The organism is Alteromonas sp. NFXS44 (assembly GCF_040148705.1).
Classification (GTDB): Bacteria; Pseudomonadota; Gammaproteobacteria; order Enterobacterales; family Alteromonadaceae; genus Alteromonas.
Genome location: NZ_JAGDEA010000005.1, coordinates 515,417 through 540,982, shown reverse-complemented (window position 1 = coordinate 540,982; position 25,566 = coordinate 515,417). Strand labels below are relative to the sequence as shown.

At 48.6% G+C, this 25,566-nt stretch carries 23 protein-coding genes and 3 tRNA genes; 13 read left to right on the top strand and 13 right to left on the bottom strand.

The annotated features are described in order from the left end of the window. Positions 1-114 precede the first annotated feature (114 nt). A complete protein-coding gene (locus tag J3369_RS07645) occupies positions 115-1,470 on the top strand; it encodes a TolB-like translocation protein (RefSeq protein WP_349585512.1) in 1,356 nt (451 codons plus the stop codon). A 159-nt stretch (positions 1,471-1,629) separates the two neighbouring features. Next, complete coding sequence (locus J3369_RS07640) at positions 1,630-1,896, top strand: hypothetical protein (protein WP_303574962.1); 267 nt, start codon at positions 1,630-1,632, stop codon at positions 1,894-1,896. 52 nt (positions 1,897-1,948) lie between these two features. Here the strand turns inward: J3369_RS07640 and J3369_RS07635 are convergent, their stop codons facing one another. Further along, the gene (locus J3369_RS07635; RefSeq protein WP_349585510.1) at positions 1,949-3,100 is read right to left on the bottom strand and encodes a GNAT family N-acetyltransferase/peptidase C39 family protein; all 1,152 of its coding nucleotides are present in this window, start codon (positions 3,098-3,100) and stop codon (positions 1,949-1,951) included. Beyond that, positions 3,097-4,545 (bottom strand): RimK family ATP-grasp domain-containing protein, encoded by a 1,449-nt coding sequence (locus J3369_RS07630; RefSeq protein ID WP_349585508.1) that lies wholly within the window; start codon positions 4,543-4,545, stop codon positions 3,097-3,099. Before J3369_RS07630 ends, J3369_RS07635 begins: the two co-directional genes overlap by 4 nt. Positions 4,546-4,861: 316 nt before the next feature. Between J3369_RS07630 and J3369_RS07625 the strand changes: the two genes are divergently transcribed. Next, a complete protein-coding gene (locus J3369_RS07625; RefSeq protein WP_303574965.1) occupies positions 4,862-5,830 on the top strand; it encodes a calcium/sodium antiporter in 969 nt (322 codons plus the stop codon). Between the two features lie 75 nt (positions 5,831-5,905). Here the strand turns inward: J3369_RS07625 and J3369_RS07620 are convergent, their stop codons facing one another. Beyond that, a complete protein-coding gene (locus J3369_RS07620; protein ID WP_119500839.1) occupies positions 5,906-6,277 on the bottom strand; it encodes a hypothetical protein in 372 nt (123 codons plus the stop codon). A gap of 276 nt (positions 6,278-6,553) precedes the next feature. Here J3369_RS07620 and asnS point away from each other — a divergent pair, with 276 nt between their 5' ends. The 8 genes from asnS to J3369_RS07580 all read left to right on the top strand — a co-directional run bounded on the left by asnS (position 6,554) and on the right by J3369_RS07580 (position 17,493). After that, positions 6,554-7,951: an asparagine--tRNA ligase gene (asnS, locus tag J3369_RS07615; protein ID WP_119500838.1), complete on the top strand. Its 1,398-nt coding sequence runs from the start codon at positions 6,554-6,556 to the stop codon at positions 7,949-7,951. A 150-nt stretch (positions 7,952-8,101) separates the two neighbouring features. Then, positions 8,102-9,232, top strand: a complete 1,131-nt coding sequence (locus tag J3369_RS07610; RefSeq protein WP_349585505.1) for a paraquat-inducible protein A — start codon at positions 8,102-8,104, stop codon at positions 9,230-9,232. Between the two features lie 2 nt (positions 9,233-9,234). After that, the gene (gene pqiB / locus J3369_RS07605) at positions 9,235-10,884 is read left to right on the top strand and encodes an intermembrane transport protein PqiB (protein WP_349585503.1); all 1,650 of its coding nucleotides are present in this window, start codon (positions 9,235-9,237) and stop codon (positions 10,882-10,884) included. Then, complete coding sequence (locus J3369_RS07600) at positions 10,874-11,437, top strand: PqiC family protein (RefSeq protein ID WP_349585501.1); 564 nt, start codon at positions 10,874-10,876, stop codon at positions 11,435-11,437. The genes pqiB and J3369_RS07600 overlap by 11 nt, the downstream gene beginning before the upstream one ends. Before the next feature lie 18 nt (positions 11,438-11,455). Further along, positions 11,456-12,553 carry a GGDEF domain-containing protein gene (locus J3369_RS07595; protein ID WP_349585499.1) on the top strand — a complete coding sequence of 366 codons (1,098 nt, stop codon included), beginning with the start codon at positions 11,456-11,458 and terminating at the stop codon, positions 12,551-12,553. Positions 12,554-12,664: 111 nt separating this feature from the next. After that, positions 12,665-13,822, top strand: coding sequence for an efflux RND transporter periplasmic adaptor subunit (locus J3369_RS07590; protein WP_349585498.1), 1,158 nt, complete (start codon positions 12,665-12,667; stop codon positions 13,820-13,822). 9 nt (positions 13,823-13,831) lie between these two features. Next, the gene (locus J3369_RS07585; protein ID WP_349585497.1) at positions 13,832-16,993 is read left to right on the top strand and encodes an efflux RND transporter permease subunit; all 3,162 of its coding nucleotides are present in this window, start codon (positions 13,832-13,834) and stop codon (positions 16,991-16,993) included. Between the two features lie 17 nt (positions 16,994-17,010). Further along, entirely contained in the window at positions 17,011-17,493 is a 483-nt protein-coding gene (locus J3369_RS07580) for a GNAT family N-acetyltransferase (RefSeq protein WP_349585496.1), read from the top strand. On the opposite strand, the gene J3369_RS07575 is transcribed toward J3369_RS07580, so the two are convergent. After that, on the bottom strand, positions 17,490-17,915 hold the full coding sequence (locus tag J3369_RS07575; protein WP_303574975.1) for a CBS domain-containing protein: 426 nt from the start codon (positions 17,913-17,915) through the stop codon (positions 17,490-17,492). The two genes, J3369_RS07580 and J3369_RS07575, sit on opposite strands and share 4 nt — an antisense overlap. A 165-nt stretch (positions 17,916-18,080) precedes the next feature. On the opposite strand from J3369_RS07575, the gene tpx reads away from it, so the two are divergent. Together tpx and sodC are read left to right on the top strand one after the other, a co-directional pair. Beyond that, positions 18,081-18,575, top strand: coding sequence for a thiol peroxidase (tpx, locus tag J3369_RS07570; protein ID WP_303574976.1), 495 nt, complete (start codon positions 18,081-18,083; stop codon positions 18,573-18,575). 168 nt (positions 18,576-18,743) lie between these two features. Then, positions 18,744-19,274, top strand: coding sequence for a superoxide dismutase [Cu-Zn] SodC (sodC, locus tag J3369_RS07565; protein WP_349585493.1), 531 nt, complete (start codon positions 18,744-18,746; stop codon positions 19,272-19,274). Positions 19,275-19,331: 57 nt separating this feature from the next. On the opposite strand, the gene J3369_RS07560 is transcribed toward sodC, so the two are convergent. From J3369_RS07560 to tolR, 9 genes are all read right to left on the bottom strand, one after another. Continuing rightward, a tRNA-Ser gene (locus tag J3369_RS07560) sits at positions 19,332-19,422 on the bottom strand. A 99-nt stretch (positions 19,423-19,521) separates the two neighbouring features. Continuing rightward, positions 19,522-20,583: a quinolinate synthase NadA gene (gene nadA, locus J3369_RS07555; protein ID WP_349585491.1), complete on the bottom strand. Its 1,062-nt coding sequence runs from the start codon at positions 20,581-20,583 to the stop codon at positions 19,522-19,524. A 229-nt stretch (positions 20,584-20,812) separates the two neighbouring features. Continuing rightward, positions 20,813-20,888, bottom strand: a tRNA-Lys gene (locus J3369_RS07550). A gap of 45 nt (positions 20,889-20,933) precedes the next feature. Next, a tRNA-Lys gene (locus J3369_RS07545) sits at positions 20,934-21,009 on the bottom strand. 506 nt (positions 21,010-21,515) lie between these two features. After that, positions 21,516-22,331 carry a tol-pal system protein YbgF gene (gene ybgF, locus J3369_RS07540; protein WP_119500821.1) on the bottom strand — a complete coding sequence of 272 codons (816 nt, stop codon included), beginning with the start codon at positions 22,329-22,331 and terminating at the stop codon, positions 21,516-21,518. 22 nt (positions 22,332-22,353) lie between these two features. Continuing rightward, on the bottom strand, positions 22,354-22,920 hold the full coding sequence (gene pal, locus J3369_RS07535; protein ID WP_303574978.1) for a peptidoglycan-associated lipoprotein Pal: 567 nt from the start codon (positions 22,918-22,920) through the stop codon (positions 22,354-22,356). A 36-nt stretch (positions 22,921-22,956) separates the two neighbouring features. Beyond that, positions 22,957-24,312, bottom strand: a complete 1,356-nt coding sequence (gene tolB, locus J3369_RS07530) for a Tol-Pal system beta propeller repeat protein TolB (protein ID WP_119503354.1) — start codon at positions 24,310-24,312, stop codon at positions 22,957-22,959. Between the two features lie 5 nt (positions 24,313-24,317). Next, the gene (tolA, locus tag J3369_RS07525; protein WP_349585489.1) at positions 24,318-25,130 is read right to left on the bottom strand and encodes a cell envelope integrity protein TolA; all 813 of its coding nucleotides are present in this window, start codon (positions 25,128-25,130) and stop codon (positions 24,318-24,320) included. 6 nt (positions 25,131-25,136) lie between these two features. After that, complete coding sequence (gene tolR / locus J3369_RS07520) at positions 25,137-25,562, bottom strand: protein TolR (RefSeq protein ID WP_119500818.1); 426 nt, start codon at positions 25,560-25,562, stop codon at positions 25,137-25,139. Positions 25,563-25,566: the final 4 nt, after the last annotated feature.

The following is a 25,566-nucleotide window of genomic DNA, read 5'->3' as shown; positions in this document are numbered from 1 at the left end:
GCACCGCTTCTGGCTGCTGTGTTTCATATTTGACAAAAAAATCAGGTATCCGTCGCGCAAAGGGAAACACTGTGGTTTGCTTTCAGTTCAGTTAACCACAAAAAGAAAATTGCCATGACTGTTACCCGCTTTTGCCTGAACCCGCTTTATTTCTTCGCATTATTTTTTGCCTGTCTGTTACAAAATCCGGCCAGCGCGGCCACCGGTGACACTTTTCCTTCGGAACGAAAACTTATCCGCGATCCGGTTACCGGTGTAAAAATTGCCTTTTTGACTACACAGTCAAAGGGTGACTCGAAAATTTACCCTACCCATCCTCAATGGACGGCTGACGGTGAGTGGCTGGTATTCAGATCTGCACGGGTGCCGGGAGAGGCCATGGCCGTCAACGAAGAAACCGGCCTGTTAGTGCAGGTTAGTGAAGGTGGTTATTTTGGCATGCTGGTGAACGCACAGCGAAGCGGCAAGCTCTATTTGATGCGGGATCCTGCTGTTGCAGCAGATGCCCAACCCCGTTACGGCGACAACCCGAACGATAAAGCCATCATCGAAGTGAACATTGAAGCACTGCTGGAGGACGTGAAAAATAACGCGGTGAAGCAGTCAGGACACTATGAACGAACAGTGGGAGTTGTACCCGCCTCCATGGGGGCCGGTGGAGATATGGCGCTGGATGCCGCCGAAGATATCATTTATTTCCGTATTGGCCGGGAAGAAGCAGCCAGACACTTGAGTGATAAGGTTGCGCTCAAGGAAAATTTCGGTCCCCGGAATATGGGCGCGGGCCCGACAGGCATCGCCAGTATGAATATTCAAACCGGTAAGATAAACATGGTGGTGGCACTGCCCTTCCAGCTTGGTCACATACAGACCAACCCGTGGGTAAGCAGGGAACTGGTATTTTGTTGGGAAACCGGCGGCAAATCGCCACAACGAATGTGGACAATGAAAGTCGGTGGAGAAGTCAAAGCCCTATACCCTGAAGCAGATTATGAGTGGGTCACCCATGAAGCGGTGATCTCCAGAGATGAAGTTGCCTTTGCCATCATGGGACATCGCAAGGTGGGTACAAATGATGAATGGGGCCCGTCAGCCAGCCGCCAGAAACCCACAGGACTGGGTATTGTGAACTTGCGTACAAATGAAATGCGAATTACCGGGCAAACCCGCAGTGGCAGCGGATTATGGCATGTACACGGTTCTCCGGACGGGCGCTGGGCTGTGAGTGATGACTTCGAACGTAATCTGTATCTGATTGACAGAACCACAGATGAAATGCAATTGCTCAGCGGTGGCCACAAAACGACGGCCAGGGATCATACTCACCCGACGTTCAGCCGCGACGGCACAAAAATTCAAATACAGTCGGCAATGCTGGCAGAGGATGACCGGTCCCTGAACATTGCTGTTATTTACCTGCCTGAATCCTTACTTAAACGACAATACGATGAGGTAAAGCGCCGGGACTGACCTGCCTTTTTATTATACTAAAGGATAAACAGGCATCGATGTTGCAACAGTCTTTATTCAATGCGCTCCTTTATTCAGGGTCAAACGGCAATAAGTTGGTGTCAGGACTCCATAAATAAAGGCTTTAGACTACTAACAACATTGAAATAGGTTTTAACTATGTTGAATGAAAATACGTTACTGATTGGGCAAGTGTTGCAAATTCGAGACAACATTCTGGCAAAACGCCACGCTATTCCGGGCGCTCTGCAAAGCGAATGGAAACGACTCACAGACCGCACTGCCGCTTTCGATATTAAACGTACGTTTAACACTGCCCGTAAGGGCACGACTTTCACTAAGCCTTCTCTTTTTCAGGGCTCAGCGGCAGAATTGTCTAATCTGGTAAAAGCATTGCGTAACTTCAACGCGCGTATCAGCCGTTGAAGACTGAAAACGAATAAGCGCGGAGTGATTTATTCTCACACCGCGCTTAAATTCAGCGTTTTCTGATAATGACTATCGCCCGGACTTTTCGCCGGCCATAGCTGACCAGACGCACAAAATCTTCCCGCGCGACTGGAATGTGTTGATACTCGACGACCTGATCTTCAAACGTTTCAGGATCCGGGTCGTGAATGTAGAAACAACGCTGGTCTGAGGCTGTCACAGTGACCCAGTGCGGCGCTTTTTTCTTATCAAACGCATAGGTGCTGATCAAGCACAGTACCGCAGCACCTTCTTCCAGCAAGGCATCCAAAGATTCCATTTTCCATTCGTGAATGTGGACGGTAATGCCTTTTTGTCCGGCTTCATGCAGGAAACCCTGTTCCACAACTTCTACAATATCTTTCTTATGGGCCGTTCTTACGCCGTCAGTGAAAAGCGGTAATGTACGGTTCAACCATACTTCACTCTTAAAGCCTTCGTCAGAAGCTGCCAGAGCCAGTCCTACCGGATGACAACCACCATGACCTGACGTCATAAAAATCGTAGTTGCACGTCGCCAGAGAGATAGCTCTTTTTCTTGCGACACCACGTACTCATTATTCAACTGTGCCATCGCCATCATCAGCGATGCAGGACCACAGGTAAATTCGGTGGTTTGCTGATACCACGGATACACATCAACTTCTGCAGTACTGGATGGATAGTTCAGTACTTTCTGCATACGAATGGCGTCAGATTTATCTTCGTAGTATTCGTTATACATACCAAACTGACTAAAACCTAAACGTTGATACAGTGTTATTGCGCCCTTGTTGTCCTCAGACACTTCCAGGCGCATAAAGCGCTTTCCCCGCGACAATGCCCTGATTTCCAGTTCACCAATCAGCGATTGGGCAACCTGTTGTCCCCTCGCCTCCGGCAGCACTGCAATAGAGTAAAGGCGCGTTAGCATGGTTCCGCGACGTAATAACAACAATGCGTAACCGAGTATGATGCCGCCCCGTTCAGCCACCAGCAATTCAGCATGAGGCGCCGTCAAATAAAACCGCATACGACGACGGCTTAATTTGTCATGAGAAAAACAACGTTGCTCAACATCACACAAAGACGATAAATCCTCAGCCGCCGCAGACCGCACCGTCACGGGTGAAAGTGACAATACGGGCTCTGCGACTTCACGAGCTGCAAGTTTGGCGCTCATCGACCGCGTAACTCCAACCTGTTTGCAAATTCCTGCATAATTAACTGGTACAATTCTTTGCCCAGATATTTGTCTTCAACGCCCGAATCAATACTCGGGTTATCGTTAACTTCAATCACGTACACTTTGTTGCCTGAGTGTTTAATATCTACACCGTACAAGCCGTCACCCACCACTTTGGCCGCCTTGATCGCCGCCTGTAAGACTGCTTTTGGCACCTCAAAAGTCGGCATGGTTTTAAAGCCACCGGAACTGAAACGGTCACCTTCGTGATGGTAAATCTGCCAGTGGTTGCGTGCCATGAAGTACTGACAGGCATAGATAGGTTTGCCACCAAGCACACCAATCCGCCAGTCAAACTCGGTAAACACGTACTCCTGCACCAAAACCAGTGCTGACGCTTCAAGCATTTCTACCAGACGTGTTTTCAACGCTTCTGCACTTTCCACTTTATATACACCGCGACTAAACGAACTCTCAGGCAACTTAAGCACCAGAGGTAACCCCAGAGTTGAAATCAACTCCTGACAGGTGTCATCAGCGCTGTCTGAAACCATCTCACTTCGCGGTGCAGGCACTTGCTGATAAGCAAACGCATCCTGCAGATACACCTTATTACAGCAACGCAAAATCGACTGGGTATCATCGATAACAATCAGGCCTTCACGCTCTGCTGCACGGGCCAGACGATAGGTATGATGGTCTATCGCGGTAGTTTCGCGGATAAACAGGGCATCATAATGGCCCACGGCTTCCGGTGTTAAACTGGTTACCACTTCAGCATTGAAGCCCGCTTTTTCAGCTGCCTTAACAAAGTTTTTAATCGCTTTGTCGTCAGACGGAGGTGTCGGCTCATCAGGATTAACCAGAATCGCCATGTCCCAACGCATCTTCTTGCCTTTGCGGTCACTGCGCCACTGTTGTTGTGTGAACTGCTGTAAACCGTCAATACAGTCTTGTTTCAGTGAATCCGGCAAATCAGCAAAGCCACGTGCCTGCACTTCCATAAAGCCGATGTTGTCAGCAGCTATGTGTAATGTGACCTGTAAAATCGGACACGGAAATGCTTCAAACGCTGTGGCCGCAACCGGCAACAGAGCCTGATCTTTTGTTTTACCGAACAGTACAAAGAAAGATTCAATGCCTTCTGTCACCGGCCATTTAAATTTGTCCGGCAGCGGTAAACGGGCACTGCCCTCATCGGCAATGCGCAAATCATTGATCGTTTTTACAGACGGTAACACACGGTGTTGACGCGCTTGCGCCAGCAACGAACAGTAATATCCCTGACTTAAATAGCGGGATGTGTCACACAAGTTGATAACACGGGTTTTGGGTTCATTCCGTTTCGGGAATTCGTCCAGATAATCCTGAAAAGTCAGAATGGTCTGGTCCGGCAGAGTGAAACCACTAATGTCGTCAACAACGATAAGAGTTTTATGCATGAAATGCTTCTTGATACCTGAATAAGTAAGAACTATTTGTTACCACAATGTTAATTTCATTAAAAGTAACCTTTTCTGTCCGGGCAGTGTAATTCAACTGCGGGCATTCACCAGTGTTTTCAGAACGGCTTTTTTTTGTCGTTACCATGAGTTTTTGTGATAGCGTTCCGCCTGTTATTTTTATGCACTAAATCGTTTTAATTTTTTTTATCAGAGAACGTTTAAATAACGCAGCAGAAACGCTATATAGTGGTCACACGACCTGTATATGTCCCGCCCGTATTCTTATCGCCGTTACGGGTACCAAGGAGTTGATATGCTTTTACCCAGTTTAGCGATAATTGCAGGCCTGCTGGTTCTGCTGTGGAGTGCAGAAAAATTTGTCGGCGGTGCCGCCGGTGTGGCACGGCATTTTGGTTTATCTCCGTTGCTCATAGGTATGCTAATCATCGGATTCGGTACCTCGGCACCGGAAATCATCGTGTCGGTATTTGCTGCTATGCAGGGTAATTCGGGCATTGCATTGGGTAACGCCTATGGCTCCAATATCGCTAACATCGCACTCATTCTTGGATTGACCGCGGTCATCAGCCCCATTGCCGTCCGCTCAGATATCATCCGCCGCGAACTGCCTGTTCTGCTTGGCCTTACCTTTTTCGCCTGCTGGCAATTAATTGATTTTCATGTATCCAAAGACGATGCATTCTCCCTGCTTGGTTTATTTATACTGCTGATGGGCTGGAGTATCTGGACTGGCATGAAAGGCAGCAGTGATACCCTTGCCGCCGAATATGAAGGTGAAATTAATCCGGACGATGCCAGCGTAAAAACCAATGTGATCTGGCTGCTTGCCGGGTTAGCTTTGCTGGTCGCCAGCTCCCGTATTCTGGTATGGGGAGCAGTGGAAATTGCCACCCGGTTTGGTGTCAGCGATACCATTATCGGATTAACCATCATTGCTGTGGGCACGTCGCTTCCTGAGCTGGCTTCCTCACTAATGGCTATCCGTAAAGGTGAACATGATCTTGCACTGGGAAATGTAATCGGTTCTAACATGTTTAATACACTGGCGGTGGTAGGACTTGCCGGTACGATTCAACCCATGCAGGTTGAGCCAAGCTTTTTCTACCGGGACGTGATGATCATGCTGGGGCTGTCGGTGGCACTGTTCATCTTCTGTATCGGTATTAAAGGTCAGGGTCGTCTGAACAGACTGGAAGGTGGTGTATTTGTACTCGGATATGTAGCTTACACCTGGTATCTGGTGCAGTCAGCCTTCGTCTGATAACCCGTTGCGGGTGAGTATGTTTTAAAAAGCGGCGTCACAGGCCGCTTTTTTAATTGAGCTTTCACCGTTGTACTAGGCCACGCTGACATTCAGGGTAAACAGACTTAACATTGAAATACCCGCGAGAATAAATAAATTCACCCCGTAATTGTCTTCACGGCGACGGTTACGACGGGAACGCAGCAGCATGGTCAGCAACGTCATACCCAGACACAACTGCAACAACATGATCAACGCGTCCACATGCTCTTCAGACCAGGTAGTGCGGCCTTCAATGCCCCAGTATGTTTGCAAGCCCGTGACCATTTCCGGACGGGCAAAATGAAATACCACCAGCGCCCCAATCAGCACCAGCCAGCAAACTGAGTTGACTGTCAGTACAAATTGGTAAAAACCGTCTTTATCTCTCGGCTTACGTCGTCTGTCCGGTTGTTGCGAATTCATGATATTTTTAGTTCTCCGTGCAGAAAGTTCGCTGGTATCCCGTTTCTGAATGAGTATACTAGCGATTCGTTTATACGTACGAACCGACACTTTAGATACCCGCCATGCCTGACCGGTTGGCATGCCATAACAAGATTAATAGTTTTTTTCGTTGTTTATCAGCGTTTAGCTTTGTCATTCACTATCGGCAATTCTTCTGTGTCTTTTAGTTATTTACGGCATTTTTACGCCTGATAACACATTATTTTTTCAAACAGGTAAGATGGAGACATTCAAATGACGCATGCGCCCGTTGTCGACGTGCTTGATAGTAAGTACGCAGTTGGCGAAACGGTGACGGTAAAAGGTTGGGTGCGTACTCGCCGCGACTCAAAAGCCGGACTTTCTTTTATCGCTCTGCACGATGGCAGTTGCTTTAATCCCGTACAGGTAATCGCGTTAAATTCTCTGTCAAATTATGCTGATATTCAGCGCCTGACGGCAGGTTGCTCTTTATCTGTTGAAGGTGAAGTCAAACCGTCTCAGGGCCAGGGCCAGGCGGTAGAACTGGAAGCCAAAAGTATCGAAATCTTAGGTTGGGTAGAAAACCCGGATACTTACCCGATGGCAGCCAAACGTCACTCAATTGAATATCTGCGTGAGTATGCGCATCTGCGTCCCCGCACAAACGTTATCGGTGCTGTTACCCGTATCCGCAACTGTCTGTCGCAGGCCATTCACCGCTTCTTCCACGAACGTGGATACTTCTGGATCAGCACACCCATTTTGACCGCCAGTGATACAGAAGGTGCCGGTGAAATGTTCCGCGTGTCCACATTGGATATGATGAACCTGCCCCGCACTGATAAAGGTGACATTGACTATAAGGAAGATTTCTTCGGTAAAGAAACTTACCTTACCGTATCCGGTCAGCTGAACGTAGAAACATACTGTGCAGCAATGTCAAAGGTATACACCTTTGGTCCCACATTCCGTGCAGAGAACAGCAACACCTCCCGTCACCTGGCGGAATTCTGGATGATTGAACCGGAAGTGGCGTTCGCTGACTTAAGCGATGTGGCACAGCTGGCGGAAGACATGCTGAAATATGTGTGCAAAGCCGTGCTTGAAGAACGTGCCGATGACATGGCTTTCTTTGCAGAGCGAATCAGCAAGGATGCCATTACGCGTCTGGAAAAACTGATCAGTTCTGATTTCGTACGTATGGACTACACCGATGCCATCGAAATCCTGAAAGCCAGTGGTAAAGAGTTCGAGTTCCCGGTTGAATGGGGTGTGGACTTGTCATCAGAGCATGAACGCTATCTGGCAGAAGAGCATGTTGGTGCGCCGATTATCATGCAGAACTACCCGAAAGACATTAAAGCGTTTTACATGCGTATTAATGATGACAACAAAACCGTTGCTGCAATGGATATCCTTGCGCCGGGTATTGGTGAAATCATTGGTGGTTCACAGCGTGAAGAGCGCCTGGATGTGTTCGACCGCCGCCTGGAAGAAATGGGCCTGAGCAAAGAAGATTACAGCTGGTATCGTGATCTGCGTCGCTACGGCACCGTCCCTCACTCCGGTTTCGGTCTGGGTTTCGAGCGTCTGGTTGCTTATGTAACAGGCATGCAGAATGTCCGTGACGTCATTCCGTTCCCGCGTACTCCGGGTAACGCTAACTACTGATTTTTTCAGTGAGAAAAAAGGTGGCCTTTTGTGCCACCTTTTTTGCTTTTTAAGGCGGGTGACATTCCGTTACAGATAAAGGCGCTGATGTTGAACAAATTCATGCTATTGTATAAGTTGGTTGTTTCTACAGGATAAATCTGGCCGGGCATGCAGGAAAACGCGCTGTCTACAATTCAATGTGACCAATGTCTGACGGTAGTACATTTACCTTCGCTGGATCACCGGCAACGGGCTGTATGCCCCAAATGCGGCCATACCCTGCTGACTTACCGTTATCACCAAAATGATAAAGTACTGGCGTTTGCCATCAGTGCACTTATTTTTCTGGGCCTTTCCCTGCCCTTTAACTTCTTATCCTTCCGTGCCAGTGGCATTCAGCACCAGATCGCCCTGCCAGACAGTTTCAATGCGCTGCTGAATCAGGATTACCTGTCACTGGCCATTATTACCGGCCTGGCCACCGTGGTTTTCCCCGGGCTCGTGCTCACCGGGATAATGATTTTAAGCCACTGCCGCAAACACAATAAAAAACCTGTGTTTGTGAAGCATGTGTTTTTCTGGGTGAAAGCGCTGATGCCCTGGAGCATGGCGGAAATATTTCTGGTAGGCACTCTGGTCAGCCTGATCAAAATATCTTCTATGGCAGACATTGCTATCGGCCTGTCATTTTATGCTTTCATTGCCTTTTCTGTCTGTATGACCGCCTGCATCATCCAGTTCGATATCAACCGCTATGCGTTCTGGATCTTTGGAGAAGTGCCGCCACCGAAACCACTGACACCGGCAGTCGCCTCAGTGAGTATCCAGCGCACCTGGGCATTACTGGTTACCGCTGCACTGCTTTATATCCCGGCGAATATGCTTCCCATTATGCATACCGAAATGTTCGGACGTGATGAGCCCAGTACCATCGTGGGCGGCGCTATCACACTGTGGCAATCCGGCGACTATCCGGTGGCCATTATTATTCTGATTGCCAGCGTTATTATTCCGGTGGCGAAAATCATCATACTCGCGTGGCTGAATTTAACCGTGCAGCGCGGTCTTGAGAAACGTGCCCGCATCCGGACACGGTTTTACCGCGTGACGGAAGGCATAGGGCGCTGGTCCATGATCGATGTCTTCGTTGTAGCAGTATTGGTAGCACTGGTGCAGTTGGGTAACACGCTTTCTATTTATCCCGGCCCGGCCGCCCTCGCATTTTGTGGCGTGGTTTTTGTTACTATGGTGGCTGCAATGACTTTTGATACCCGCCTGATTTGGCAAAACAGGAAGTAAGCATGACAGACGAAGCTAAAATAAAATCAACAACTCACGTTTCTAAGGTCTGGCTAATCCCGATTATTGCCATTATTACCGGCGGATGGATGGTGTGGTACCAGTGGAAAAATCAGGGACCATTAATCACCATAGAATTGAAATCAGCCAGTGGCATTGAGATAAACAAGACGCCGGTAAAGGTTCGGGATCTTGAAGTTGGTCAGGTGAAGAAAATTGAGCTGAAGCCGGACCTTGACGGTGTACTTGTCACCGCACGCATTGATGCCAGTGCTGAGCGGCTGCTGACAGAAAATACCGATTTCTGGGTGGTGGCACCACGGATCAGTTTTTCTGAAGTCTCCGGTTTAAATACCCTTCTGTCAGGTTCTTACATCGCCATGTCAGCCGATGACAGCGGTCGCAGTAAATTTGACTTTGTTGCTCTTGAACGCCCGCCGGCTACACCGCCCGGCACACCGGGCTTGCATCTGACTTTGAAAAGTAATGATAAGTTTGCTTATAAACCCGGCGACCCGATCATTTACAAGGGGTTCAAAGTCGGCGAATTTGAAGAAGCAGAATTTAATATTGAAGAACGTGTGGTGTATTACAGCGCCTTCATTCAGGCCCCCTATCATAAACTGATCACCCAGAATACACGGTTCTGGAATGTCAGTGGCGTAAAGCTGCACCTTAAATCCAGTGGTGTAAAAGTTGAAACCGGTTCGCTGGAAACGTTGCTGGCTAACGGTGTCACTTTCGGTATTCCTAAAGGCGCGAGTTCTGGTGGACAGGTAGATGAAAATGCCAGTTTTATTATTTTCTCTGATGATGCAGCCGCCTCTAACGCCCGCTATAAACTGTATGCCAGTTACGTGCTGCTGATAGACGAAACCGTACGGGGCCTTACCGAAGGTGCACCGGTGGAATATCGTGGTATTGAAGTAGGTGAAGTGGCACAAATTAATCCGGCCAACCTGATAGACGGTAATATTCTTGATCAGAATTACCCCATTCCTGTACTTATCCGCATCTATCCGGGCAAAGTGCGTGAACAGGATACACAGGAAAGTCTGCAGGCTGTTAAAGACACCATGCACGAGTGGATTGGCAAAGATTTACGCGCCACGCTACGCATGGGAAATGTGCTTACCGGCGGACTTTATGTCGATTTACAACATGACATCAATGCCAGCCCTCTGACGGTAAAAACCATCAGCGATATTGAAGTCATTCCCACAGTGTCGAACGAATTCACTCAGCTCACGCAAAAAGCTGATGCAATTTTGGATAAGCTCAATAATTTACCTCTGGAAACCATGATTGTAGAGGTCACCAATGTGATCGACGACATTAAAGCCGCATCTAACCGGGTTGAACAGGCAAGCAGTGATTTTGATACTCTGATGGGCGATATTGACGCGAAAGCCCTGAACAAGAACCTGAATGAAATGATGATCAACATGTCTGCACTACTGGAAAACTATACCGAAGGCGGTTTGAGTAAAGGTGAAATTCAGGAAACCGTTGATACGATGCAGGAAACCCTACGGAATATTCAGCCTCTGCTGCTGCAACTTAATCAGAAACCTAACGGGTTAATCTTCTCGGACAACAGCGAAGAAGATATTCAGCCGAAAGCCGGAAAAGGAATGTTTAATGAGAACTAAGTTATTCACCGCTGCCTGTTTTGCTGCGTTATTGAGCGGTTGCAGCAGTGCACCGGCATCCTTAACCTATTACGTTTTGCATTCCCCTCAGGCGACGACAGAAGAACAACCTGAGCCGGCAGCACGGGTTTATATTGAACAACTCAGTTTACCTGAGTATTTGAAGCAGCGTTCTCTGGCTATGCAAACCGGACCTGCTACGGTGTATTTTTCCCCCCGCCATGTATGGGCTGAGCCACTGGATAAAAGTCTCCGTCAGGCTTTAACCGCCTCTCTGCAACATCACGGAGTGGCGGTTTTACCTGCTGCCGTGTATTCACCACAATACCCTGTGTCAGGATTACATATCAAAATCGACGATTTTATTCCCGCATTTGATGGCAACGTGCTGATTAAAGGTCAATACTGGAAAGAGGACGAAAACACACAGCCTCAAATACATCAGTTTGATCTCCGCCGCCCCATGCAGGGCGATGGCTTTGAAGAGGCTGTGGCAACTATGCGCCTGCTTGTCGATGACCTGGCTTCAGCGATAAGTGATAAGGCGCCGTAACGATTCAAAAGCAGGATAATGTTTAAGCCGGCCACATCGCTTTTTTTAAAACGTGGGTGTCACCCCGAATTTGACGAAGAAACCAATCGCCGGATCCTTGTTGTCAATCTGTTCGCTCTGGTAGGGATCAGCATCACACTGGTATTGGGGATAAGCTCTCTGATGAAAGGTGGATGGGCGCTCGGATTCAGCTTACTGTCTGCTTCGCTGTTGTTTTTTCTTGCCAGTCAGATTCAGGCTGCCTACCCCAATAAAATCGGCCAGATGGTATCCGTTTATTTACTGACGGGTTGCCTGATGGGGCTGGAAACTTACCTGGTGGTTTCCGGCGGGCATAACAATACCGGTCCGCTCTGGATTTACATATTACCCCCCGTTGCAATGTTTTTCGGTGGCTTCAAACGGGGTCTGATGGTGATGGCAGTCTTTACGCTGCTCATCGTCATTATTCTGTTCACACCACACGATGCCCTGCTGTTTACCAGCTACTCCACAGATTTTAAAAGCCGGCTGATACTGTCGTTTGCCACTGTCACATTCTTGTCTGCATTTTACGAATACAGCCGTGAGCGGACCTTTGAGCTGATGCAGAAACTCAGTGACAGATACGAACAACAGGCACTACACGATACCCTGACCTCTCTGCCAAACCGCAGAGGTATGCAGCAATTACTGGGACAGGAAATAAAACGGCATCAGCGTACCCGTTCAGCATTCACTCTCATATTGGTTGATGTAGATAAATTTAAGGAAATCAACGATACTTACGGGCACGGAAACGGCGATATTGTGTTGCAACGTACTGCAACCCTGCTCCGGCAAAATGTGCGCAGGCAAGATATTGTGTGCCGCTGGGGCGGAGAAGAGTTTTTAATGGTATTGCCTGAAACCGGAGAACAAAGTGCTTATGTTCTGGCAGAAAAAATACGTAATACGCTGGCAAAAACCAGCATCTGGCTGGAACAAAAAGAAATAAAGGTCACAGCCTGTTTCGGTTTATGTGAAATAAATGAGGAAATTTCACTTAACCGTGGGTTATCTCTGGCCGATAAAGCACTATACAAAGCAAAACAAACTGGTCGTAATAAAGTTGTATGCGCCAGTGTTATGCAATAATAAAAAAAGCAGTCGCTGAAACAAAATAAATACGCTGTTACAAACAGACAATACAATCAGCAGATTCAACAAGTATCATAATAACAGAGATGGAAACTGGGGAAGCGTCACATGCAATGGAAAAAAATTGCCCTGCCAATCGTCATTCTTGCTGCAGGATTTGCAGGTATGACACTTATCGCCTCGGCGGGTGATAAAGAAGAAGAACCTGAAATCGTAGATACCCGTCCGACAGTGACAATCAGCGAGCTTCAGGCCGAAGATTACGCGGTCACCCTTAATTCCTATGGCGAGATCACGCCGCTTGAAAGCACTATGCTGGCTGCTCAGGTATCGGGTGAAGTAACGTCCTGGAACCCGGATTTTGTGCCCGGCGGGCTTGTCCGTCGTGGTGAAATCCTGTTTTCCATCGAGAAAGATGCCTACGAAGCCGCATTGCTGCAGGCCGAAGCTAACCTGTCATCAGCACAGGCACAATTAATACAGGAGCAGGCTCAGGCGAACGTGGCGGAGCGGGAAGCGGCCGGCATGTCAAAGAGTCGTGTGACCGACCTGTATTTAAGAAAACCTCAGTTACTCAGCGCACAAGCCGCCGTAAAATCTGCTGAAGCCATGTTACGCATTGCTAAGCGGGACCTGGATAACTGTGAAGTACGCGCTCCTTACGATGCACTGATCGTCAGTCGTGAAATCGGCACCGGTGACTACGTAACTCCCGGTACAGTGGCTGCTACCCTGAATAATGTGGAAACCGCTGAAATTACCTTCCCGGTTGCCGGCTTCGACCAGTCATTTTTGCCTGTCAGCGTCACCAGCCTCGATGCAACAGTAACCGTAGATAAGCGTACCATCCCGGCCAAACTCCACCGCGATCTGGGGATCGTGGATCAGTCCACCAGAATGAGTCATCTGGTTGCACGTATTGACGACCCTTACGGTGTCCGCTCCGGCAAAGCCCTGATTAAATTCGGCAGTTTCGCCAACATCAGCTTTAACGGTAAAACACTGGAAAATGTGTTCCGTATTCCACAGGAACTGGTTAACAATAAACGGATCTGGCTGGTGAGTGAAGATGCCACGTTGCAGTCGGAGATTGTAGAGATTGTCCGTGAACAGGACGATTTCTATTTCGTTCGCGGGAATTTTGATGGTCTGCAACTTGTCACCTCCCCGCCGGAATATCCGCTTAACGGAATGGCAGTGAAAGTGATTGAGCAGAGCAACAAACTGGTTGCTGCTCATGCGAATAGCACTTCCGCCGGTATTTAAGGGGAAGTTATGCATCAGGAACACGATACGAACCGCGGCGTGATTGCCTGGTTCGCCAGAAACTCTGTTGCTGCAAACCTGTTGATGGGTTTTATTATCATCATGGGTTTGTCTGCCTATTCCTCTATCCAGAAACAAATGTTCCCCAACGTCGAGGTTAACTACATCCGTGTTGATGTGAGTTACCCGGGCGCGTCTCCGCAGGAAATTGAAGAAGGGATCCTGATAAAAATTGAAGAGGCGGTAAAAGACGTTTCCGAAATCAACAGTACGATCTCAAGAGCTTACCGTAATGGTGGCGAAGTCAATATGGAGATTGACGATAAGGAAGAACTGAGCGACGTCCTGGATAAAATTAAACTGAAAGTCGACAGCATTGCCACCTTCCCTGCAGACATGGAACCTGTAAACATCCGGCAACTGGCGTTCAGGCAACAAGTTATCGACATGCCCATTGTGGGCGATCTTCCTCTTAAAGATTTGAAAGTCCTGGCGAAAGAAGTCGAGGATGAATTATTACTGCTGGATAACGTTTCGCTGGTCGACGTGGGCTATCCCGAAGACGAAATTGCCATTGAAGTGAATCCTGATCAGTTACGTAAATACAATCTTTCGATCAGTGATATCAGCACCGCCATCAGGGCGTATTCCACCAACCTCTCTGCCGGACAACTGAAAACCCGCTCTGGCATTATCTCTGTGCGTGTTGAGAATCAGTACTACCGTGGCGAAGAATTTGCTGCCATCCCGGTAAAAGTCGGCCCCGGCGGTGCCAAAGTATTGCTCGGCGATGTGGCAGAGATCCGCGATGCCTTCACTGAGGGCGAATACTACTTCAGGTATTCCGGTAAAAACGCCATCTATATTTCAGTCAAAGCAACACCTTCACAGAATATTGTGCCAGTGGCAGAAACAGTAAAAGCTTACATTGCGCACAAAAATGAACAATTTCCGGAAGGTGTGTCGCTGGAAACCATGGTCGACATGACGTACTACCTCGACGGCCGCCTGGACATGATGCTGAAAAACCTGCTTCAGGGTGCCATTCTGGTTGCATTGTTGCTGACCATTTTTTTACGCTTCAGACTCGCCTTCTGGGTCATGCTCGGGCTGCCGGTCTGTTTTCTCGGTGCTGTGATGATGATGCCGCTTCTCGGTATCAGTCTGAACATTATTTCTCTGTTTGCCTTCATCATGGTACTGGGTATTGTGGTGGATGACGCCATCGTCATCGGAGAAAGTGCCTACACTGAAATTGAAAGCAAAGGCAGCGGCATTGATAACGTGATCCGCGGAGCCAAACGTGTCGCAACACCGGCAACCTTCGGGGTGCTGACCACCATTGCCGTGTTTGCTCCCTTCACATTAAGTGACGGTATGGACGGACCTTTCATGGTGAACATCGCTGTGGTGGTGATTTGTTGTCTGGTTTTCAGTCTCATTGAATCCAAACTTATTCTGCCGGCGCACATCGCTCACACCACATTTAAGCCGGTGAAGCCGGACAGCTGGCGCGCCCGTTTTAACAGCCGCTTTAATGGCTTCGTCAACGGTCCGTACAAACGTACCGTCGTTAAAGCCATTGAATGGCGATGGGCCGTGCTGATGGTGTTTGTGGCACTGCTGATGCTGGCAATGGGTTTAATTCAGGGCAATTTCATTCGCATGGTCCCGCAAGGCAAAGTGCCCCACGACTTCCCTTCAGTCCGCGTTGAAATGAACGAAAACGTACCGGACAGCGCCGTACTCGATGCGTTAAAAATCATTGAAAAAACCATCCTCGATGAAGATGAAAAAATCAAACAGGAGTTTGGTGGCGACGGCATGGTCCGGGATATTCTGGTGTTTAACGACGACCGTACTAACGGCGAAGTGTTTGCCCCGCTGGTAGATGAAAGTAAACGGGTAATTAACACCTTCGAACTTGCCAGACGCTGGCGTGAAGCCATGCCGGACATTCCGGCAATGAAATCACTGGTTGTCATAGATGATATCAACGGCGGCAGCGATGACGGAGAATTTGGCTTCCTGCTGTTCGGACCGGAGCTGGAAACCCTGAATGCAGCCGGACTGGCTTTCATTGAAATGCTTCAGCGGGAAGACGGCTTGTTCGACGTCAGCTCAACCATCGATCCAGCCAGCAAAGAAGTACAGATGACACTGAAGCCGGTAGCCTACGATCTTGGTCTGACGCTGCAAAACATCGCCGGGCAGATTGGCAGCAGCTTTTATGGTGGCGAAGCCCAGCGGGTGATCCGTGACGGCGAGGAAGTTAAAGTCATGGTGCGGTACCCTGCCCTGCAGCGGGAACGGCTTGCCGATCTTAAATACAGTGTGATTACCACTCCTGCCGGTCAGAAAGTCATGCTGGGTGACATCGCGGAGCTTACCGAAGCCCCCGGGATCAGCTATATCCGCCGTGAAAGTGGCTATCGCAGTGTATATATCTGGGGCAGCATCGACGAACAGAAAGTAGAACCGGGTGAGGCTATCAAAGCCATCTATGAAAACTTACTACCGGAACTGCAAAAAACTTACCCCGGCGTCATGACAGAACTGGGCGGTGATATTGAAGAGCAGCAGGCACAACAGGATCAGCAAATGCTGTTTTTCACTGCCGCGATGATTATGGTTTACATACTGCTGGCCGTGCCGTTAAAGAGCTACAGTCAGCCTCTCATCATTATGTCAGTTATTCCGTTCAGCTTCACCGGCGCGGCATTCGGACATTTCCTGCTCGGTTATGATCTCAGTACTATGTCGTTTTTCGGTCTGATTGCTGCCGCCGGGGTTGTGATTAATGACTCACTGGTGATGACAGATTTTGTCAACCAGCGCCGCCGCCAGGGATACAGTATCCGGGATGCTGTGGAAGAAGCGGGTTCTGCCCGCTTCAGAGCCATTACGCTCACATCCATTACGACTTTTGCGGGTGTACTGCCCATTCTCTTTGAAACAAGCCTGCAGGCTGTTCTGGTGATTCCTATGGCTATCGCGCTGGGATTTGCTGTGATGTACGCCACACTGGTGACGCTTATTCTGGTGCCCTGTCTGTATCTCATTCTTATTGATTCAGGCAATGCCTTTAAGTGGCTGTTTCATAACGTTGTACGGATTACGAAAAAAGTGGTGCCCGGACGTAAATCCACCGGTCAGCCACGCACGGAATAATTTACGGAGTTTCTTTGATGAGCCAACTTACCATCCGTCCTGCAGTAGTGCAGGACAGCCAGCAAATACTCGATTTCATTACCGAACTGGCGGTATATGAAAAAGCAGAGCATGAAGTAAAAGCAACTATAGCGCATATTAAAAATACGCTGTTTTCAGATCAACCAAAGGCACACTGCGTGCTATGTGAAAATGAAAACGGCCCGGTTGGCTTTGCCGTTTATTTTTTCAGTTATTCCACCTGGCAGGGACAATACGGCATTTATCTGGAAGATTTGTATGTATCACCGGCATCCAGAGGCTGCGGTGCAGGCAAAGCTCTGCTGAAACATCTGGCAAAGATCGCAACAGAACAAAACTGCGGCCGGTTTGAATGGAGCGTGCTGGACTGGAATCAACCTGCTATTGATTTTTACGAGTCTATTGGCGCCAAACCACAAGATGAGTGGATAAGATACCGTCTGGACGGCGACGCCCTCAAACAGTTCGCCGCAGATTAACTTTGTTGCCTGGCGGTAACCTTGTCTTCCATGTAGCGAAGAATATCCCGCCAGGATAATACCCCGACAGGTTCGTCTTTTGCGTTGATGACCGGCAGACAGGATAAGCGGTGACGGTTGAAGGTGCTGATGGCATTAAGAACGGAACTGTGTTCTTTAACGGCAATCACATCACGGGTCATGATCTGATGGGCCCGGCGTTCCAGTGTCGCCCTGTCTCTCGCCCTTTCTGAAATCGTATCGATAAACGGACTCAAGGCTTTCAGCAAGTCTCTGTCAGAAATAATCCCGGTGAGCTTGCGGCCCTCGACAACCAGTAAATGATGAAACCCCGTGGCTTCAAACAGCTCCTTAATGGTGTGCAGGCTGTCGTCCATTTTCACGCTCACTACCCGCTGACTCATAATACTATTAACGCTCACATCGCTCCCCCGCTTATCTCTTTACGTTCTGAGTATACGGCATATAACCGCTTTACAAAGCAGACAGAAAAATAATTAGATAAATTACGGATTAAGCGGTTGAAATCCCGCCTGACTCCATCAATATAGATCATGAACATTCACTCCAATTATGAAGGAACTTCCATGGCAACAGTTACATTACAGGGCAATCCGTTAGAAACTCTGGGTGACTTACCCGCCGTTGGCACACCTGCACCGGCGTTTGAGCTGGTAAAATCCGATTTATCTACCGTAAGCTCTGCAGATTTGTCAGGTAAGAAAGTGGTACTGAACATCTTTCCGTCTGTAGATACCGGCACGTGTGCTATGTCTGTACGTAAATTCAATGAAAAAGCCGCTTCACTGGACAACACTGTGGTCATTTGTGTATCTGCGGACCTGCCATTCGCTGCCGGCCGTTTCTGTGGCGCAGAAGGGATTGAAAACGTTCTGACCGGTTCAACGTTCCGCTCAGATTTTGGTACAGACTACAATGTGACTTTCACTACCGGTCCACTGACAGGCCTGTTGTCACGCAGTGTTGTGGTAATTGATGAAGAAGGCAAAGTGGCCTACACCCAGCAAGTCGCTGAAACGGCTGATGAGCCGGATTACGAAGCAGCTATTGCCGCTCTGTAAGCATAATTTTTCTTAAGCGAAGCAGCCTCTGATGGCTGCTTTTTTTGTATTTGTCACCATTAAAATCTGATCTCCCTTCCGTGCTAACCGGGTAGAAACCCTGACAGCCACTGCAAGAACCGCTTCTCCACTGCATCGGCCCTCAGATTTCATTTACACGGAGACTTCATGAAAAAATCAGCCCTCGTTTTATCTATGTCATTATTTTTCGCAGCAGGTAGCATTGCTGCAGAAGACGAAGAATTTTTCACTGTTACCTTGAAAGACCCTGCCACCGGTGAATCAGCCGGCACCGTAAAAATTGAAGAGAGCGAATACGGACTCGTGTTTACGCCGGCATTATCCGGTCTTGAGGCAGGCGGACACGGCTTCCACGTGCATGAAAATCCGTCATGCGATTCTGCTCTGAAAGACGGAAAGAACGTTCCCGCCGGTGCAGCAGGCAGTCATATGGACCCGGAAAAAACCGGTCAACACGGCTATCCCTGGGCAGATAACAGCCACATGGGTGATTTACCCATACTGCTGGTTGATGATGAGGGCAATGCCAGCCATCCGGTACTGGCACCACGGTTATCACTGGAAGACGTAAAAGACAAAGCACTGATGGTTCACCAGGGCGGCGATAACTACTCGGACGCGCCGGAAAAACTCGGTGGTGGCGGTGCCAGAGCATTGTGCGGCGTGATTGGTGCCTGATATTAAATTTTAGGCCTGAAAAGCAAAAACCCGCAGTGAATGCGGGTTTTTAGTATCTGGCGGAGAGAGAGGGATTCGAACCCTCGATACGCTATTAACGTATACACACTTTCCAGGCGTGCGCCTTCAGCCACTCAGCCATCTCTCCGGAATTGTCTGACGAAATTCGTCAAAGCGCGCGTATAGTAGGGAAAGTCTCCCGCTGAATCAAGTACTCACCGGGAAAAAAACCTCAACTGCGCTTTTATTAAGCAGTTGCCAGCTTTTTCTGCTTAAGTTGTGCTGAAAAGTTGAGCATTCTGTCCAGCGGAATGAGGGCTTTGTGACGCAAAGCTTCATCTACATGAATTTCGTGATCGTTCACGCCTTCTGTCAGGCTGTTGTAGATGGCCTGTAAGCCGTTCATTGCCATCCACGGGCAGTGAGCACAACTTTTACAGGTTGCGCCGTTACCGGCCGTTGGAGCTTCAATAAACGTCTTTTCCGGCATCAGTTGTTGCATCTTGTAGAAAATGCCTTTATCTGTTGCCACAATAAACGTGTTGTTAGGCATATCCTGAGCGGCCTGAATCAGCTGACTTGTCGAACCGGCAGCATCCGCAAGCTCAACCACACTGGCTGGTGATTCCGGATGTACAAGAATGGCTGCATCAGGGTATACCGCTTTCATGTCACTCAGTTTCTGCGCTGAAAACTCGTCATGAACAATACACTCGCCCTGCCACATCAGCATATCAGCACCGGTTTTCTTCGCAATGTACGCACCCAGGTGGCGGTCAGGGCCCCAGATAATAGGTTTACCCTGCTCGTCCAGATGTTCGACAATTTCCAGTGCAATACTGGATGTCACCACCCAGTCGGCTCTTGCTTTTACAGCCGCAGACGTATTGGCGTAAACAACCACGGTGTGATCAGGGTGCGCATCGCAGAAAGCACTGAATTCTTCCACCGGGCAACCGATGTCCAGCGAACAGGTTGCTTCCAGGTTTGGCATCAGTACGGTTTTTTCAGGACTGAGAATCTTTGCTGTTTCACCCATGAAGCGGACACCGGCCACGATTAACGTTTGCTCAGTGGCATCACGGCCAAAGCGAGCCATCTCCAGAGAGTCTGCAACGCAACCACCGGATTCCTCGGCCAGCGCCTGAATCTCGGGGTCAGTGTAATAGTGAGCTACCAGAACAGCATTACGATCACGCAGCAGTTGCTTGATCTGTTCCTTCAGTTCGGCCTTGCGCACATCAGTAAGCGGCGCAGGCTTGGCCGGGAACGGATAATCAACTTGATCGACTCTGAAAGCAATAGTCATAACAAATAGCCTGAATAATCGACAATAGGGCGACGGATTATACCCGACTGTCATAAAAATTACATAGGGATACGCTATGAATAAAAGTGTTTGCCCGGATTAAAGCGCTATGACTTATAACGATGCAATGCTTTTGCGGATAATAAAACTGATAACGAATCAGGATAATAACTAACAGGAAGTATTTAAGGATTTTAAGACGTTCCGGATAACCGGAGCAAAGATAAGATGGTGGGTCGTGCTGGATTCGAACCAGCGACCAATTGATTAAAAGTCAACTGCTCTACCAACTGAGCTAACGACCCATCTTATGGTTGCGGTGAAAAGCGATATTCTCACTGAGGAGAAAGTGGTGGGTCGTGCTGGATTCGAACCAGCGACCAATTGATTAAAAGTCAACTGCTCTACCAACTGAGCTAACGACCCTTTCGCCCTTCTGCGTCACCACTCTGTGGCAACGGCGGCATATAATACTCAGATTCTGAGGCAGTGCAACCTTAAATCCGGATTTATTTTCACTTTTCTCGTTTTTCTTGTTCAAACGGTCAAAATGAAATCAAATCGTACAGTATTCCCCCGCTTTTCGGAGAGTTATTTTGAATTTAACCCTGCCGGACAGATAAAAATGTAGCATCCAGACGCGAAATTGCAGTGGGATTTGCCTGAATTTTTTCTCATCTTTAAAAAAAATTTTGTGCAACTGCCGGATTATTCACCAACCTTCTCAAAATAATTTTAATTATTTTTGAGACGCCGGCAACAGATGGTTATTTTACGTTCTCAACATCACACTTCGCAGACAAATTTGCAGTTAGGAATTTGAGTTCACCACCGCTAACTTTTGTATTTCCGTATAAAAAACAGGCAGGCGAATTTTACCCAGAATCTTGCGGGCAATAAAAAACCTCCCGGAGGAGGTTTTTTTAATCAGCTTATAATCCGGATAAACGGGACTGGGCAAGTTTGGTGGCTGATGAATCAGGATATTCATTGACCACTTGCTGAAACAGGCTTCTGGCCTGCCCTTTGTTGCCCTGTCTTTCTGCTATCACTCCAAGCTTAAGTAATGCGTCAGGTCGTTTGGGAGAGTCTGAGAAGCGATCAATAACAATATTGAACTGTTCAGATGCATCAGACCACTTTTGCTGATTAAACAGCAACTGCCCTAACCAATAATGCGCGTTGGGCGCGTATTCACTGTTTGGATAAGATGACAGGAAAGACTGAAAAGCCGGAATGGCTTTGTCGTATTCTCTGGATTTCAGGATCAGATTGACTGCAGCGTCATAGGCATCACTCTCGCTTTCTGCGCTGGCCGGTGCCGGTGACTGAGGTTTCGACGGTGCTGGCTGAGACGGCGCAGGTGATGAATAATCAGAAGCTGAACCGGATGCACTGCCCACACCAGCCTGCTTTAACGCTTCAACACGCTTGTCAATTTCCAGATACAACTCGCGTTGGCGCTCAAGCACTTTCTCAAGTTGATTGGTGTGCACTTCCACAGCCCCGCGCAACTCATCAATTTCACCCTGCATGGTGTCGAGTTGTTGCTGTAAACGGTGCTGCATTTGCGTGCGACTGTCTACCATCCGCTCCAGTACAGTGATGCGTTGCTCCAATGTACTGGAGGAATTGCCTGAATTCGCCGTTTGCTGCGAGCTGCTGTTACCGACATCATAAACAGGTGCCTGAGCTTGCGCTGCGGCTGAAATACAAAGGGCGGCACACATGGTGACGCCCTGAATCATTGGTTTAACCAAAGCTTAACCCTTATTGGTAAACTACGATACCACGACGGTTTTGTGCCATCGCGTATTCAGTTGACCCCATAACTGCTGGCTTCTCTTCACCGTAAGAAACAGTAGAGATTTGGCTGCTGCTTACACCTGCGTTCATCAGGTAAGTTTCAACAGCTTGTGCACGACGTTCACCCAGAGCAATGTTGTACTCTGGTGTACCGCGCTGGTCAGTGTGGCCTTCGATAACCACGTTTTGATCCGGGTTGTTTACCAGGAACTCAGCGTGTTTATCCAGTAAAGCCTGGAATTCTGCTTTAATCGTTGCACGGTCGAAATCAAAGTAAACGGTTTGCTCTTTTTTCAGCGCCGCTTTCTGCTCTTCAACCATTTCCTGCTGACGTTGCATGCGGGTAGCAGCTTCTGCCTGTACACGCGCCTGTTCAGCTTCACGAGCCTGACGTTCCGCTTCTGCCTGCTCCTGGGCAACACGGTTACGTTCAGCGGCCAGTTCTTCTTCAGACGGGCCGGAAGAACAAGCCATCATAGTCACCACTGGCAAGGCAATAATGAAGCTTTTCATCACTTTATTCATTTGCATCCTCTTAATCCTTATATTTATTTGTGTATATCTGTTTTAAAACAAAAATGGTGACCAACTCGGCGACTTCACTTGTCCATTTGTGGCTGGTAACCTGGCCTTAAAGCGCCCGTCTAAAGACACCAGAGATAAAACCTGTGTGCCATTGTGAAGGGTACTGTAAATAATCATGCTTCCATTCGGCGCAATACTCGGAGACTCGTCCAGAAAGGTTTTCGTCAGTACTTGTATTCCGCCATTTTCCAATCCAAGTTTAGCGATACGGTAATCACCCCGTGTGCGATTTACCAATACCATTTGTTTACCGTCAGGTGTAATGGTACCGCCAAGATTCTGTTCGCCTTCAAATGTAAGGCGTCTAACCTTACGAGAAGATAAATTTACGCTATAAATCTGAGGTTTACCACCCCGTTCCGAGCTAAATGTTAAGCTCTTGCCATCCGGTGTCCAGGCCGGCTCCGTATCGATGGCACGATTTCGCGTAATGCGCTGTAAATTTTTCGTCGCAATATCCATCACATAGATTTCCGGATTGCCATCTTTTGACAACACCATTGCCAGACTTTTACCATCCGGCGAGAAAACCGGGCTGCTGTTGATGCCGGGGAAATCCGTCATCTTTGTGCGCGCCATGGTGTAAATATCCTGGATAAAAATCTGCGGACGTTTATTCTCAAAACTGACATAAGCCAGTTTCTCACCGTCAGGCGACCATGATGGTGACATTAACGGCTCAGGTGAAGACAATAATCTCGTCTCATTTTCACCATCATAATCTGAAATAACCAGCTGGTACGGCAGCTTTTCTTTATTTCTGTCACGCACCACAACATACGCTAAACGGGTGAGGAACGCACCGCGTTCACCTGTCAATTTTTCGTAAACCACATCACTGATGCGGTGAGCGTACTGACGAAAATCCGCAGAGCCGATTACCGACTGGCGGGCATCAATCACATGATCGGCACTGTCAACCAGTTTGCCATTGCTCATACCCTGACTTTTGCCGCCGGTAACCTGACCACGCAACACATCAATCAGCTCAAACGATACTCTGTATCTGTCAGCCCCTTCCGGCGCCACGCTGCCCACAACAATGGTGTCCACACCGGTAGCCGCCCAGGCACTGTAATTAACCTGCTTATCGGTTGCCGGCTGTTGTGGCATTTTAGCAACGGCAATCGGGTTAAACTTGCCACTGCGCATTAAATCTGCCATCACCACTTCGGAGATGTTCTCCGGCATCTGGCCGGCCCCTTCCCATTTAAACGGGACAACACCTATCGGGCGCGCACTGTCTACCCCTTCAGTGATCACTATTTCCAATGCTGCCTTTGCCATACCACTAGCGCTTAGTATGACAAGACCTAATAACATCCTGATTTTTTTCATCGTCACTACAGTCTCACCGTTATGTTTATATCTCTTATTTGTTCGTACACGGCCGGATCATCCGACATAGGCAACTTATCCGGCCGGCGCACGGCTGCTTCTGCTGCACGGCATAACGCATCATCACCACCCAGGCGTTTAACCTGAGTCACGTAACCTGACGTTGCAAGGCGAATATTCAGACGACATTCTTTACCCTTAAAGCTGTCATCTGCATACAGGAAGCTTTGCACCTTAGAGGTTATCAACGCCCGGTAGCGATCAACTTCAGACATCACCTGTTTCCGGCGACGCTGAGCCTGAGCTGCGCGTTCAGCTTCGGCTTTCTCCTGCAAAATTCTTTCCTGTTCTGCTTTTTCACGGGCTTCTTTTGCTTTTCTTTCCGCGTCGGCTTTTTCCTGTGCCTCGCGCTGCTTACGTTCTTTCTCCTTTTGCGCAGCAATACGCTTAAGTTCCTGCTGCTTTTGACGCTCAGCTTCTTCGCGGCGCTTCTTATCTGCCGCTTTCTTTTCAGCTGCCTGTCTGGCCGCCTGCTCTTCTTTCCGCTTGCGCTCCTGAGCGGCTGCTTCTCTGGCTTTGCGCTGACGGGCGTCTGCTTCCGCCTGAGCCTTCTCAGCTGCAGCCTGTTCAGCACGCTTCTTATCGGCAATGGCCTGCGCATCGATGAATGTTGCCTGAATGACAGGCGCATCACTGTTGCTTACAGGCTCGAAAGGATCGGGCGAAAAACTGACGCTAATTAGCAACACTACAGCAATCGCCATGTGAACGCCAATGGCTTTAGCTAATGCCTGCTGATTAGAATTTAATTTACGCATACTTTTTTATGATTCGTCCACCGGGTCTGTCATCAATCCCACTGACGGCACCCCTGCTTTTTGCAGCAAGACCATCAACTGAATCACTTCGTTATATGCAACCTGTCCGTCCCCTTTCACCACCACCGGCGTTTGCGGTTCAGACTTTAATTTTTCGGCCACCAATGCAGTAAGTTCCTGCGTACCCAGCGGGGTTTCCTGGTCGTTGCCAACGTTCAGGTAATAGTTACCCTGTACGTCCACTGAAGCGATGAGCGGCGGCGTATCTTCCTGCTCAATCGGCTGGGCGCTGGCTTTCGGCAATTCCACTTTCACACCCTGGGAAATAAGCGGCGCGGTAACCATAAAAATGATCAGCAGTACCAGCATCACGTCGATATAAGGCACCACGTTAATTTCGGATACCGGACGACGCCGTTTACGAATGTACATAATC